The sequence below is a fragment of the Insolitispirillum peregrinum genome, from assembly GCF_900156605.1.
GTDB lineage: Bacteria > Pseudomonadota > Alphaproteobacteria > Rhodospirillales > Rhodospirillaceae > Insolitispirillum > Insolitispirillum peregrinum.
This window is the reverse complement of the sequence record NZ_FTOA01000001.1, coordinates 342,102-355,253: the sequence shown is the minus strand read 5'-3', so window position 1 is coordinate 355,253 and position 13,152 is coordinate 342,102. Positions and strand designations below refer to the sequence as shown.

At 60.8% G+C, this 13,152-nt stretch carries 11 protein-coding genes; all 11 read right to left on the bottom strand.

Translation table 11 applies throughout. The annotated features are described in order from the left end of the window. Window positions 1–45: 45 nt before the first annotated feature. The 11 genes from BW995_RS01460 to nuoG all read right to left on the bottom strand — a co-directional run bounded on the left by BW995_RS01460 (window position 46) and on the right by nuoG (window position 13,139). Complete coding sequence (locus tag BW995_RS01460; RefSeq protein ID WP_076398265.1) at window positions 46–1,728, bottom strand: ribonuclease J; 1,683 nt, start codon at window positions 1,726–1,728, stop codon at window positions 46–48. Beyond that, window positions 1,725–2,498 (bottom strand): type III pantothenate kinase, encoded by a 774-nt coding sequence (locus BW995_RS01455; RefSeq protein WP_076398263.1) that lies wholly within the window; start codon window positions 2,496–2,498, stop codon window positions 1,725–1,727. The genes BW995_RS01460 and BW995_RS01455 overlap by 4 nt, the downstream gene beginning before the upstream one ends. A gap of 342 nt (window positions 2,499–2,840) precedes the next feature. Further along, window positions 2,841–3,611 (bottom strand): biotin--[acetyl-CoA-carboxylase] ligase, encoded by a 771-nt coding sequence (locus BW995_RS01450; RefSeq protein WP_175616952.1) that lies wholly within the window; start codon window positions 3,609–3,611, stop codon window positions 2,841–2,843. 18 nt (window positions 3,612–3,629) lie between these two features. After that, on the bottom strand, window positions 3,630–5,069 hold the full coding sequence (gene nuoN, locus BW995_RS01445) for an NADH-quinone oxidoreductase subunit NuoN (RefSeq protein ID WP_076398262.1): 1,440 nt from the start codon (window positions 5,067–5,069) through the stop codon (window positions 3,630–3,632). A 28-nt stretch (window positions 5,070–5,097) separates the two neighbouring features. Further along, complete coding sequence (locus tag BW995_RS01440) at window positions 5,098–6,612, bottom strand: NADH-quinone oxidoreductase subunit M (protein WP_076398260.1); 1,515 nt, start codon at window positions 6,610–6,612, stop codon at window positions 5,098–5,100. Between the two features lie 11 nt (window positions 6,613–6,623). Continuing rightward, complete coding sequence (nuoL, locus tag BW995_RS01435) at window positions 6,624–8,558, bottom strand: NADH-quinone oxidoreductase subunit L (protein ID WP_076398259.1); 1,935 nt, start codon at window positions 8,556–8,558, stop codon at window positions 6,624–6,626. Window positions 8,559–8,567: 9 nt separating this feature from the next. Continuing rightward, entirely contained in the window at window positions 8,568–8,879 is a 312-nt protein-coding gene (gene nuoK / locus BW995_RS01430; RefSeq protein WP_076398257.1) for an NADH-quinone oxidoreductase subunit NuoK, read from the bottom strand. Further along, on the bottom strand, window positions 8,879–9,481 hold the full coding sequence (locus BW995_RS01425; protein ID WP_076398255.1) for an NADH-quinone oxidoreductase subunit J: 603 nt from the start codon (window positions 9,479–9,481) through the stop codon (window positions 8,879–8,881). The genes nuoK and BW995_RS01425 overlap by 1 nt, the downstream gene beginning before the upstream one ends. A gap of 81 nt (window positions 9,482–9,562) precedes the next feature. Further along, on the bottom strand, window positions 9,563–10,051 hold the full coding sequence (gene nuoI / locus BW995_RS01420) for an NADH-quinone oxidoreductase subunit NuoI (protein WP_076398254.1): 489 nt from the start codon (window positions 10,049–10,051) through the stop codon (window positions 9,563–9,565). Between the two features lie 12 nt (window positions 10,052–10,063). After that, window positions 10,064–11,080: an NADH-quinone oxidoreductase subunit NuoH gene (gene nuoH, locus BW995_RS01415; RefSeq protein ID WP_076398252.1), complete on the bottom strand. Its 1,017-nt coding sequence runs from the start codon at window positions 11,078–11,080 to the stop codon at window positions 10,064–10,066. Next, window positions 11,073–13,139 carry an NADH-quinone oxidoreductase subunit NuoG gene (gene nuoG / locus BW995_RS01410; RefSeq protein ID WP_076398251.1) on the bottom strand — a complete coding sequence of 689 codons (2,067 nt, stop codon included), beginning with the start codon at window positions 13,137–13,139 and terminating at the stop codon, window positions 11,073–11,075. The genes nuoH and nuoG overlap by 8 nt, the downstream gene beginning before the upstream one ends. Window positions 13,140–13,152 lie beyond the last annotated feature (13 nt).

Genomic DNA, 13,152 nt, shown 5'->3' with positions numbered 1-13,152 from the left:
GAACTTTGTGGTTATACCCCTCGGCCTTTTTTCGGCCTGTCTTTTTTACAGGCGGACCAGATGCACATCCGTTACCGGCTTGCGCCCCTGATCGTTGTGGAACACCCGGCGGATCACCCGGCGCACCACTTCCCGCACATCATCATCGCTCCCGCGGGCACGACGATCCATCCGTTCGACCGCATCCTGCACCAGACCGCCGAGATCGACCTCTTCGCCATCCTCGGTTTCCGGCACCAGCAGGCCATGGGTGGTCACCAGCGGCTCACCCAGAACCCGCCCGCCATGATCCAGCACCAGCGTCACCACCGCTGAACCATTGATGGTCATCTTTTTGCGATCACGCAGCACCGGGCTGTCAAGCGGAACGATGCGCTCACCCTCAATGGTCAGACGGCCAATATTGGCGGTCGCAATCACCCTGGGCCCGTGCGGAGCCAGTTCGACCACTTCGCCGTCAGCAATCACCAGTGCATCTTCCGCCCCCAGAGTCAGGGCGAAATCGGCGTGTTCCTGCAGGTGGCGGGCTTCGCCGTGCACCGGAACGACCATCTTCGGACGCAGCAGGCCGTACAGCTCGGCCACTTCTTCCTTGGCCGGATGCCCGGACACATGGATGAATTTCTCGCGGTCGGTCACCACTTCGACGCCGTTCAGCACCAGCTGGTTCTGCAGCTTGAAGATCGACTTTTCGTTGCCCGGAATGACGCGCGAGGAAAACAGGCAGACATCGCCTTTGCCCAGCTTGACGTAGGGGTGGCTGCCCCAGGCAATACGCGCCAGCGCCGCACGGGCTTCGCCCTGACTGCCGGTGCAGATGTACATCACCTTGGAATCCGGCAGATCAGCTGCCTGTTCGGCTTCCAGCAGGCGGCCACAGTTTTCCAGCAGGCCCACCTGATGGCAGACATCGACAATGCGCCACAGTGACCGCCCGACCAGACAGACTTCACGGCCGTTTTTGCGGGCGGCATGGATCAGGCTGTCCAGACGCGCAACGTTGGAGGCAAAGCAGCTGACCGCGATCCGGCCCTTGTACTGACCAATCACATTGATCAGGCTTTCCCGCACCGCGCCTTCCGACCCCGAATGGCCGGGATTGAGCACATTGGTGGAATCGCTGATGCACGCCAGCACACCTTCGTTGCCGATGGCGCGCAGGCGGTCCAGATCCATGAAGCGCCCCACCACCGGCTCGGGGTCGATCTTCCAGTCGCCGGTATGAACGATGGTGCCCAGATCGGTGCGGATCGCCAGCATGTTGGCTTCCGGGATCGAATGCGTCACCGGGACGAATTCGACCTCGAACGGGCCCAGCGTGACCCGGCCCCCTTGCTGGACGACATGGACCGGCACATCGCCATCCAGCCGCTCTTCTTTCAGCTTGGTTTCAAGGAACGCCGCAGCGAAAGGCGAGCAATACACGGGACAACGCAAATCCGGCCACAGGTAGGCCAGCGCCCCGATATGATCCTCGTGCGCGTGGGTGATCACGATACCCAGCAGATTGTCGGCCTGCTCCTCGAGGAACAGGTGGTCGGGCATCACCACGTCGACGCCGGGGATTGTTTCATCCCCGAAGGTCACGCCCATGTCCACGATCAGGAATTTTCCCTGATAGCCGTAAACGTTAAGGTTCATACCGATCTCGCCCGTCCCGCCAAGCGGCAGGAAGACCAGACGATCGTGGGGAGCAGAACGAAGCTGTGGCAGGTCTGATGATTTCATAAGGTCACGTTTCTACGATAGATTTCCAGGAGGCCCCGAAGTGTCAGGTCCTGATCGAGATATTTGATGACATCGGTTGCTTCGACGAACAACGGAGCCAGTCCCCCAGTGGCAACGATGGTCATTGGCTGGCCAAACTCCTCTGATATGCGCTTTGCCAGCCCTTCAATCAAGCCGATGTAGCCCCAATAGATACCAGATTTCATCGCCGGAACGGTGGCTTTTCCGATCACCTGACTCGGACGACCGACCGCGACACGCGGCAACTGGGCTGCCGCCATGTGCAGGGCTTCGAGGGAAAGGTTGATGCCGGGGCAAATGCACCCGCCATGATAGTTCCCTTCCCCGTCCACCACATCAAACGTCGTTGCCGTCCCGAAATCAATGATGATCAACGGGCCGGGGTATTTGTTGTGCGCGGCAACCGCATTCACCAGTCGGTCGGCACCGACCTCTTCCGGTCGGTCCATGCAGATATTCAGACCAAGATCGACCGACGGTTCCCCCACCACCAGCGGCTCGACGCGGAAATACCGGCGGCACAGCGTTTTCAGGGTGAACACATTGGCCGGCACCACCGAGGCAATGATCGCGGCATTGACCGCCAGCGGATCAATTCCCTGATAGGTCATCAATTGCGACAACCAAACACCATATTCGTCCGCAGTCCGGTCGGCACGGGTCGAAGACCGCCACTCGCCCTTGACTTCCTCGCCATCGTAGATCGCGAAAACGATATTGGTGTTACCCGAATCAATGACCAGCAACATGGCCGAAGACTCCAACTAGAGCAAATCCCGAGCAGATGAGATCATCTGCGGCGGCGTATTTGCAGAACAAACAGGAGGCCAGAGTCTTTGTCGTTACCCTGGGGGAACGAAAAAGGCTCTGGAGGCATGCGAGGCACCAAAGTAGACCTGGCACCGAAACAGATCATGACCAGCCACAGGCGGCCTGGACAGGGGAGCAAATCGTGGTGTCGCACACGCGGAGCGAACAGAGTATTGGCGCTTCATCCATTAGCACGGACGCAAGAAGAATGATAACCAATAAGCTCCCGGCGATGGAAAAATGTGAAGTGAACTTTAAAGCAATCAGACGGCAAAAGCACCTTACGGTTGATGCTCAAAGAACACGTCGGCGGCAAGGATCGAGCGCAGTTCGCCAGTAGGCAACCGCAGCAGCAAGGCTCCATCCGGTGACAGGTCTTCAAAGACCCCGACCAGTTCCTGCCCATCCTGCAGGCGGGCAATCAGGCGGCCGCCAATTCCATGCGCCCGTGCCAGCCACAGGGGGCGGATGGCGGCCATCCCGCCACGACGCCACAGGGCAACCATTTCGGACAAGTGACGCAGAAACACCGGCGCAAACTCGGCAACGGTGATCGTCAGCCCCTGCTGTCGCAACGATGTCGGCGGATAGAGCGCCTGAGTGGCTTCCGGCGCTTCGGTCAGGTTGACCCCGATCCCCACAATGATCGCCGGTCCATCGCTTTCCAGCAGGATGCCCGAGACCTTGCAGCCCGCCACCAGAACGTCGTTCGGCCACTTCAGCGCCAGCGGCACCTGCGGGGCCAGCTCGGCAATGGCATCAGCCAAAGCCACCGCAGAGACGAACGATAGCAAGGCCGTTTCCGCCAGACTGTCAGCCTGTCGCAAGCGCAAAGAGAGATACAGGTTCCCCCGTGGACTGGCCCATACCCGCCCTCGCCGTCCACGACCAGCGGTTTGCCGTTCGGCCACCACCGCCAGGCCATCAAACGGCTCTTCGCTGGCACGGCGGCGCAATTCGTCGTTGGTGCTGTCTACCTCTGATAGAACAACGAGGCGCCACCCATGGGGTAGCGCCTCGCCCGATATCAGAGAACTGGTCTGTTGAACCATTCCCGTCACATCACTCATTTAGTAGGCAAACAGCGACTTGGCAGCAGCCTGAGCGGTCAGCAGCAGCGGCGACGGGTACACGATGTAAAACAGCGTGAACACACCAGCCACCAGCAGAATAACCCGGTTGGCCAGACGCGGCGTATCAAAGGCTTCCGTCGGTTCGTCGAAGTACATCACCTTGACGATACGCAGGTAATAGTACGCCCCGACGACGCTGGTCAGCACACCGATCACCGCCAGCCAGTACATGCCGGCATGTACCGCCGAGATGAACACATAGAACTTGCCAAAGAAGCCAGCCATCGGCGGGATACCGGCCATCGAGAACATGAAGATCGCCAGAGCGGCAGCCATCAGCGGCGAGGTCTTTGACAGACCGGCCAGATCGCTGATGCCTTCCAGGGCACGACCCTTCTGCCGCATCGACAGAATGATCGCAAAGGCACCGATGTTCATGAACACGTAGATGGCGAGGTAGATCAGGATCCCCTGCACGCCTTCTTCATTGCCAACCACCAGACCGATCAGGGCATAGCCCATGTGACCGATCGAGGAGTAGGCCATCAGGCGCTTGATGTTCTGCTGACCGATGGCGCCGAACGAACCGACGATCATCGACAGGACGGCAATGATCCACATCACCTGCTGCCACGCACCGATCAGATCGGCAAACGGGCCAGTCATGACACGGACGAACAGGGCAATGGCGGCAATCTTCGGGGCCAGCGCAAAGAAGGCAGTCACCGGAGTCGGTGCCCCTTCATAGACGTCCGGGGTCCACATGTGGAACGGCGCCGCCGACACCTTGAACGCCAGACCAGCCATCACGAACACCAGACCGACAACCACGCCGGTTGCCTGATGTTCCGACAGGACTTCGGCCAGGACTTCAAAGTTGGTGGTGCCGCTGAAGCCATAGATCATCGACATGCCGTACAGCATCATGCCCGAAGCCACCGAGCCCAGCACAAAGTACTTCAGGCCGGCTTCGGTCGACTTCACGCTGTCGCGCTTGAACGAGGCAACCACGTACAGGGCCAGCGACTGCAGCTCCAGACCGATGTACAGCGACATCAGGTCGTTGGCCGACACCATCATCAGCATGCCGAGGGTGGCAAACAGCACCAGCACCGAGTATTCGAACTTCTTGATCTCTTCCTGCGCCAGCCAGCCCAGCGACAGGATCAGCGACAGGGCCGAGGCCCCCAGCACCATCACCTTGGCGTAAACCGCAAAGGCGTCAGTCACAAACATGCCCTTGAAGGTGGTGCCGGCATCAGTGCCAGCACCCTTCAGGACCAGGACACCGGCAACCACCATCACCAGAACGGCCAGCCAGCCGACCAGACGGGTGGCATCGCCCTTTTGATAGACGCCGATCATCAACAACACCAGACCGGCGGCGGCCATCAGCAGCTCGGGAGCGGCAAGGCTCAGGTTGGCAAGTGAGGTCATTCTCTTGTTCCCTTTCCCAGATCCCGACTCAGCGGGCCGCCACGGCAGACGGATCAACCGCTGCCAGCGCCGTCTGATAGTGTTCGATCAGATGCAGGACCGAAGCATGCATCGGCTCCAGGAAGGTGGAGGGATAAATCCCCATCCACAGCGTCGCAACAATCAGCGGCACGAACAGGGCGATTTCACGCGGGCTCATGTCCAGCATCGCCTTGACGTCGTCCTTGGTCAGCTTGCCAAAGCAGATGCCACGGTACAGCACCAGCATGTAGGCAGCACCAAGGATCAGGCCGGTCGCTGCGAACAGGGCCACCCAGGTGTTCGCCTGGAAGGTACCGGCCAGCACCAGGAATTCACCGACGAAACCGGCAGTCCCCGGCAGACCGGCAGAGGCCATGGTGAAGAACAGGAACACCATCGCGTACTTCGGCATGTTGTTCGACAGACCGCCGTAACGGCCGATCTCACGGGTATGCAGGCGGTCATAGACCACACCGACGCACAGGAACAGCGCACCGGACACCACGCCGTGGGCCAGCATCTGGAAGATCGCGCCTTCGATGGCCTGTTGGGTCAGCGCAAAGATACCGATGGTCACAAAGCCCATGTGAGCGATCGACGAGTAGGCGATCAGCTTCTTCATGTCCTTCTGCACCAGCGCCACCAGCGAGGTGTAGATCACCGCAACGATCGACAGGGTGAAGATCAGCGGCGAGAACATGTCGGTGGCCAGCGGCAGCATCGGCACCGAGAAGCGCAGGAAGCCATAGGCCCCCATCTTCAGCAGCACGCCAGCCAGGATCACCGAACCGGCGGTCGGGGCTTCCACGTGGGCATCGGGCAGCCAGGTATGCACCGGCCACATCGGCACCTTCACGGCGAAGGATGCGAACAGGGCCAGCCACAGCCAGATCTGCATGTCACGCGGGAAATTGGTCTGCATCAGGGTCGGAATGTCGGTGGTCCCGGCGGTGAAGTACATCGCCATCAGGGCCACCAGCATCAGCACCGAGCCGAACAGGGTGTACAGGAACAGCTTGTAGGCTGCGTACACCCGGCGCGGGCCACCCCACACCCCGATGATGATGAACATCGGGATCAGCACGCCTTCAAAGAAGACGTAGAACAGGATGTAGTCGAGGGCGCAGAACATGCCGATCATCAAGGTCTCGAGGACCAGGAAGGCGATCATGTATTCCTTCATCCGCCTGGAAATCGCGCCCTTGGCGGACAGGATGCACAGCGGGGTCAGGAAGGTGGACAGGATGACGAAAAACATCGAAATCCCGTCAACGCCCATATGGTAGTTGATGTTCCACGCAGGCATCCAGGCCGCCTTTTCGACGAACTGGAAGTCTGCGCTTGCAGGGTTGAAGCCTGTCCAGACGAACAGGGAGACCGCAAACGTCACCACCGAGGTCAGCAGCGCAACGCTGAATGCGTTGCGCGATACGGTTTCTTCAGCCCCGCGAATGAACAGGATGAAGAACACGCCGACCAGCGGGAGGAAGGTGACTACGGAGAGAAGCGGAAAGTCAGTCATCTGTCCTTACCTTATCCCGCCTTGTGAACCATGTACCAGGTGACGAACGCAGCGACCCCGATAATCATCGCAAAGGCATAGTGATAGAGCATACCCGACTGCAGGCGGCCGACGCGGCGCGCGATGTCACGGGTCGCAGCCGCCACCCCATCCGGGCCGACGCCATCGATCAGCGCACCGTCACCACCCTGCCAGAAGCCACGGCCAAGAGCGCGGGCGGTCCGGACAAAGACGATGTCGTACAGCTCGTCGAAGTACCACTTGTTGAGCAGGAACAGGTGAACCGGGCGCAGCCAGCGGGCCAGAGCGGCCGGAATGCCGGGGAAAAACATGTAGAACACGTAGGCCAGCGCAATACCGCTCACCGACACCACCAGCGGCAACAGCTTCACCCAGCCCGGAGTGTGTTCGTGGGCATGATGGATGCTGTCGTTGTGTTCGAGGACGGCAATCGCATGACCCCAGAAGGTTTCGCGCAGCTCGCCAACGAACCAGTCATAGCCAACCCAACCGGCGAACAGGGCGCCAACGGTCAGCACCAGCAGCGGGGTCAGCATCACCCACGGGCTTTCGTGGACGTGGTTCATCACGTACTCGTCAGCGCGCGGCTTGCCGTGGAAGGTCATGATCAGCAGACGCCAGGAGTAGAAGGCGGTCATCCCGGCCCCCATCACACCCAGCACAAAGGCATACATACCGACGCCACTGTTGGCGGCATAGGCCACTTCCAGAATGGTGTCCTTGGAGAAGTACCCGGCGAACGGGAAGATACCGGCCAGAGCCAGGTTGCCAATCCACATCACGGTGTAGGTGATCGGAATGGCCTTCCAGATGCCGCCCATCTTGCGGATGTCCTGCTCGTCGGACATGGCGTGGATCACCGAACCGGCGCCAAGGAACAGCAGGGCCTTGAAGAAGGCGTGGGTCATCAGGTGGAACACGGCGGCCTGATAGGCCGACACGCCGATGGCAAAGAACATGTAACCGAGCTGCGAGCAGGTCGAGTAGGCAATCACGCGCTTGATGTCGTTCTGCACGCAGCCGATGGTCGCGGCAAAGAAAGCGGTGGTGGCACCGACAACGGTGATGATCGCCAGGGCGGTCGGGGCATATTCATACAGCGGCGACATGCGCGATACCATGAACACACCGGCGGTCACCATGGTGGCGGCGTGGATCAGGGCCGACACCGGGGTCGGGCCTTCCATCGCGTCCGGCAGCCAGGTGTGCAGACCGAGCTGGGCCGACTTGCCCATGGCGCCGATGAACAGCAGGAAGCCGATGATGGTCAGGGCATGCCACTCGATCCCGAAGAACACCACCGAGGTTTCCGCAAACTGCGGCACCGAGGCAAAGATGTCATCCAGATTGACCGAGCCGAACAGGAAGAACACCGCACAGATGCCCAGGGCAAAGCCGAAGTCACCGACGCGGTTGACCACGAACGCCTTGATGGCGGCGGCATTGGCCGACGGCTTTTCGTACCAGAAGCCGATCAGCAGGTAAGAAGCCAGACCGACGCCTTCCCAGCCAAAGAACATCTGGATCAGGTTGTCGGCGGTCACCAGCATCAACATCATGAAGGTGAACAGCGACAGGTAAGCCATGAAGCGCGGCACCGACTTGTCATGGTGCATGTAGCCCCACGAGTACAGGTGCACACAGGACGACACCCAGGTCACCACGATCAGCATGACTGCGGTCAGGGTATCGAACTTCAGCGCCCAGGACAGTTGCAGATCACCCGAGGAAATCCATTTCAGGAGTTCGATGGTCTGCGGCTGCCCACCAATGGCGACCTGGTAAAAAATAACCGCTGACAGCGCCGCCGAGGCAAACACCGCGCCGGTAGTGACCAATTGGGCACCCCGGTCGCCGAGCCAGTGACGGAAGAAGCCGGCGACCATGGCCGCCAGAAGCGGCAGGAAGATGGCTGCGACGTACATCGGTCCCCCTTAGCCCTTCATCTGGTTGATGTCTTCAACGGCAATGGACCCACGGTTGCGGAAGAACACAACCAGGATAGCCAGACCGATGGCTGCTTCGGCAGCGGCGACAGTGAGGATGAACAGCGTGAACACCTGACCGACCAGATCGTTCAGGAAGCTGGAGAAAGCCACCAGGTTCACGTTGACAGCAAGAAGCATCAGTTCGATCGACATCATGATGATGATGACGTTCTTGCGGTTGAGGAAGATTCCGAACACACCCAGCGTAAACAGGATGGCGGCGACGGTCAGATAGTGACCCAGACCGATCTCAAGCATCAAATGCCCCCTCTGGTCGGAACCTTCTTCACCTCGACAGTCCGGCCACGGGCCAGCTGCTCGGCGACTTTCTGCTTCTTGACCCCCGGACGGACGCGGTGCGTCAGCATGATCGACCCGATCATCGCCACCAGCAGAACCAGACCGGCAGCCTGGAACAGGTAGACATAATCGGTGTAGATCAGGTTCCCCAGCGCCTGGGTGTTGGTGATGTCGGTCCGGGCAACGGCACCGCGCACCTGTTCCATTTCCGGGCTCAACAGCCACGATCCGCCGACGGTCGCAATTTCGACCAGCAGGATCAGGCCGATGACGGCGCCCAGCGGAACGTATTCCGCCAGCCCCTCGCGCAGGACCTGGGTATTGAGGTCGAGCATCATCACCACGAACAGGAACAGCACGGCCACCGCCCCGACATAGACAACCACCAGGGTCATCGCCAGGAATTCGGCCTGCAACAGCAGGAACAGGCCGGCGGCGTTAAAGAATACCAAAATCAGCCACAACACCGAATGGACCGGGTTGCGGGCGGTGATCACCATGACCGCAGCGGCCACGGCGATGATAGCGAACAGATAGAAGGCGAGGCCCGCGATGATCATCGATCCCCCTTCCCGGCTTTCCCGGCGATTTCCTTCAGCTGGAACATTGTTCTGCCTTGCGTTTTCTGACGGCCTGACGGCTTAGCGGTAGGGCGCATCGAGTTCGATACGCACGGCCAGTTCATGTTCCCAGCGGTCCCCGTTGGCGAGCAGCTTTTCCTTGTTGTAAAGCAGCTCTTCGCGGGTTTCGGTGGCGAACTCGAAATTCGGACCTTCGACAATGGCATCAACCGGACAGGCTTCCTGACAGAAGCCGCAGTAGATGCACTTGGTCATGTCGATGTCGTACCGCGAGGTCCGGCGCGAGCCATCCGCACGCGGTTCGGCTTCGATGGTAATCGCCTGAGCCGGGCAAATCGCTTCGCACAGTTTGCAGGCAATGCAACGCTCTTCGCCATTCGGATAGCGGCGCAGGGCATGCTCACCACGGAAGCGCGGGCTCAGCGGGCCCTTTTCCATCGGATAGTTGATGGTCACTTTCGGGCGGAAAAAGTACCGCGCGGTCAGCATCATCCCTTGCCGGATTTCCGACAGCAGGAAGGCGCGCAGTGTACGGTCAAAAAAGGACATCTGCTTCCCTCCTTAGTTCCACGGCGACCAGCCGGTGAACTGCAATACGGCAGCGGTCAGAACCACCCAGCCCAGCGACGCCGGCAGGAACACTTTCCAGCCCAGACGCATCAACTGGTCATAGCGGTAACGCGGGAACGCCGCACGGGCCCACACAAAGACGAACAGCAGGGCGACAACCTTGATGATGAACCACAGCGGACCCGGGATCCAGTTCAGCGGCGCAATGTCGATCGGCGGCAGCCAGCCACCCAGGAACAGGATGGTGGTGATGCCCGACATCAGGATCATGTTGGCGTATTCACCCAGGAAGAACAGGGCGAAGGTCATGGCCGAATATTCGACGTTGTAGCCCGACACCAGTTCGGCTTCCGCTTCCGGCAAGTCGAACGGGTGGCGGTTGGTTTCCGCCAGCGTCGAGATGAAGAACATGATCGCCATCGGGAAGTGGATCACCAGGAACCACACGCTCTTTTGCTGCGCATGGACGATATCGCTGAGGTTCAGCGACCCGACGGTCAGCAGCACCGAGATGATGATCAGGCCCATGGCGACTTCGTAGGACACCATCTGCGCGGCCGATCGCATCGCGCCCAGAAAGGCGTAACGCGAGTTCGACGCCCAGCCGGCCATTATGATCCCGTACACCCCCAGCGAAGAGATGGCGAACAGGTACATCACACCGACGTTGATGTCCGACAGCACCCAGCCTTCGTTGACCGGGATCACCGCCCAGGCGATCAGCGCGAGGAAAAAGGTCACCATCGGTGCCATCAGGAACACCGCCCGGCTGGCACCGGTCGGGATCACTGTTTCCTTCATGAACAGCTTCACACCGTCGGCGAGGGGCTGCAACAGCCCCCACGGACCAACGACGTTCGGCCCGCGCCGCATTTGCATGGCGCCGATGATCTTACGTTCCATCAGCGTCAGATAGGCAACGGCCACCAACAGGGGCAGCACGATCGCCACGATCTGGGCAACAATAATGATGCCCGGCCAGAGATAGCCTTCCCAAAGCTCAGCCATTGGTCCCAGTCCGCTGCTGCTTGCCGTTCACGTACACCTCGGTGCACTCCGCCATCACGCGAGAGGCCCGGCTGATCGGATCGGTCATGTAGTAGTTGGTGATCGGGCTGCTCAACGGAGCCTGATCGACGGAGCCAGTTGCGCCACACGCCTTCCACTTGGCGGCAGCCACCGGGGTGTCTTCGTCGAACACCGCCGACACCGTCGCCAGACGGTCACGCACCTGCGCCAGAGAGTCCTGCGCCAGCTTGTACCCCAGAACGTCCGACAGCGCCCGGATGATGGTCCAGTCTTCGCGGGCATCCCCCGGCGGGAACACCGCCAGACGGGTGCGCTGCATGGTGCCTTCGGTGTTGACGTAGGTGGCGTTCTTTTCGGTATAGGCGGCACCCGGCAGGATCACGTCGGCGCGCATCGCACCGGCATCCCCATGGCTGCCCTGATAGACCACGAACGCCTTGCCCAGACGGTCCATCGGGATTTCGTCCGCACCCAGCAGGTAGACGAAGTTGATCTCCCCGGACGAAGCCCCGTCGAGGATACCCTTCAGGTCACGACCGTTCAGGCCCGGCACGAAGCCGACATCCAGACCACCGACGCGGGCGGCAGCGGTGTGCAGAACGTTGAAGCCGTTCCACTCGTCGCTGACCATGCCGCTGTTGTCGGCAACCCTGGCCGCCAGAGACAGGATGGTGGCGCTGTCCTTGCGGGTCAGCGCGCCCATGCCGAGGATCAGCATCGGCTTTTTGGCATTTTTCAGGACGTCGGCGAACGGATGGCTGCCATCGGCAACCGCCGCCAGCGTTTCCGCCCCGGCACCCAGATACTCGGTCTTGTAGGTCAGGGCGACCTGCGGACCGATCACACCGACCTTGAAGCCACCGGCCAGATAGCGCTTGCGGATGCGGGCGTTCAGCACCGGCGCTTCCCAGCGCGGGTTGCTGCCGACGATCAGCAGGGCGTCAGCCTGATCAATGCCAGCGATGCCGCTGTTGAACAGGTAGGAGGCGCGGTTGTCAGGGTCAAGCAGAGCCCCGTCCTGACGGCAGTCCAGCGAGCGCGAGCCGAGACCGGTCATCAGGTCCTTCAGCAGGACCATCGATTCGGCGTCGGCCATGTCACCGGCAATGGCGGCCATGCGGGCCGGGCTGCTGGCAGCAACGGCGGTGCGGATCGCCTCAAAGGCTTCGCCCCACGAGGCCGGCTGCAGCTTGCCATCCTTGCGGACATAGGGACGGTCAAGGCGCTGACGCTTCAGACCATCAACGGCATAGCGGCTCTTGTCGGCCAGCCACTCTTCGTTGATCTCTTCGTTCAGGCGCGGCATGACGCGCAGGACTTCACCGCCACGGCTGTCGACGCGGATGTTGGCACCAACGGCATCGAACACGTCGATGCTTTCGGTCTTCTTCAGTTCCCACGGACGGGCGAGGAACGAATAGGCCTTGTTGGTCAGCGCCCCCACCGGACACAGGTCGACCAGATTGCCCGACAGTTCGGACTCGATCGCCTTTTCGACGTAGGTGGTGATTTCCATGTGCTCGCCACGGCCCGTCGCACCGAGCTGGGGCACGCCCGCCACTTCGGTGGCAAAGCGCACGCAGCGGGTGCACTGGATGCAGCGGGTCATTTCGGTGGCAACCAGCGGGCCGAAGTACTTGTCTTCGACGGCGCGCTTGCCTTCGTCGTAGCGCGAACGGTCAAAACCGTAGGCAACTGCCTGGTCCTGCAGATCGCATTCGCCGCCCTGATCGCAGATCGGGCAATCCAGCGGATGGTTGATCAGCAGGAATTCCATCACCCCCTTGCGGGCCTTGACAGCCATCGGGGAGTCGGTCTTCACCGTCATGCCTTCCGCCACCGGCAGGGCGCACGAGGCGGCCGGCTTTGGCGGGCCCGGCTGGACTTCAACCAGGCACATACGACAGTTGCCCGCGATTGACAGGCGTTCATGGTAACAGAAACGGGGAATTTCGATCCCCAGCATCTCCGCCGCTTGCAGGACGGTAGTGCCAGCCGGGACTTCGATCTCTTGTCCGTCAATGGTCAGCTTTGGCATGACCTACAATCCC

Bases quoted from the DNA above. Each gene is read 5' to 3' on its own strand.
- nuoH (WP_076398252.1), bottom strand. From the start codon at position 11,080: ATGGCTGAGCTTTGGGAAGGCTATCTCTGGCCGGGCATCATTATTGTT.
- nuoK (WP_076398257.1), bottom strand. From the start codon at position 8,879: ATGCTTGAGATCGGTCTGGGTCACTATCTGACCGTCGCCGCCATCCTG.
- BW995_RS01450 (WP_175616952.1), bottom strand. From the start codon at position 3,611: ATGGTTCAACAGACCAGTTCTCTGATATCGGGCGAGGCGCTACCCCAT.
- BW995_RS01455 (WP_076398263.1), bottom strand. From the start codon at position 2,498: ATGTTGCTGGTCATTGATTCGGGTAACACCAATATCGTTTTCGCGATC.
- BW995_RS01460 (WP_076398265.1), bottom strand. From the start codon at position 1,728: ATGAAATCATCAGACCTGCCACAGCTTCGTTCTGCTCCCCACGATCGT.
- BW995_RS01425 (WP_076398255.1), bottom strand. From the start codon at position 9,481: ATGATCATCGCGGGCCTCGCCTTCTATCTGTTCGCTATCATCGCCGTG.
- nuoG (WP_076398251.1), bottom strand. From the start codon at position 13,139: ATGCCAAAGCTGACCATTGACGGACAAGAGATCGAAGTCCCGGCTGGC.
- nuoL (WP_076398259.1), bottom strand. From the start codon at position 8,558: ATGTACGTCGCAGCCATCTTCCTGCCGCTTCTGGCGGCCATGGTCGCC.
- BW995_RS01440 (WP_076398260.1), bottom strand. From the start codon at position 6,612: ATGACTGACTTTCCGCTTCTCTCCGTAGTCACCTTCCTCCCGCTGGTC.
- nuoI (WP_076398254.1), bottom strand. From the start codon at position 10,051: ATGTCCTTTTTTGACCGTACACTGCGCGCCTTCCTGCTGTCGGAAATC.
- nuoN (WP_076398262.1), bottom strand. From the start codon at position 5,069: ATGACCTCACTTGCCAACCTGAGCCTTGCCGCTCCCGAGCTGCTGATG.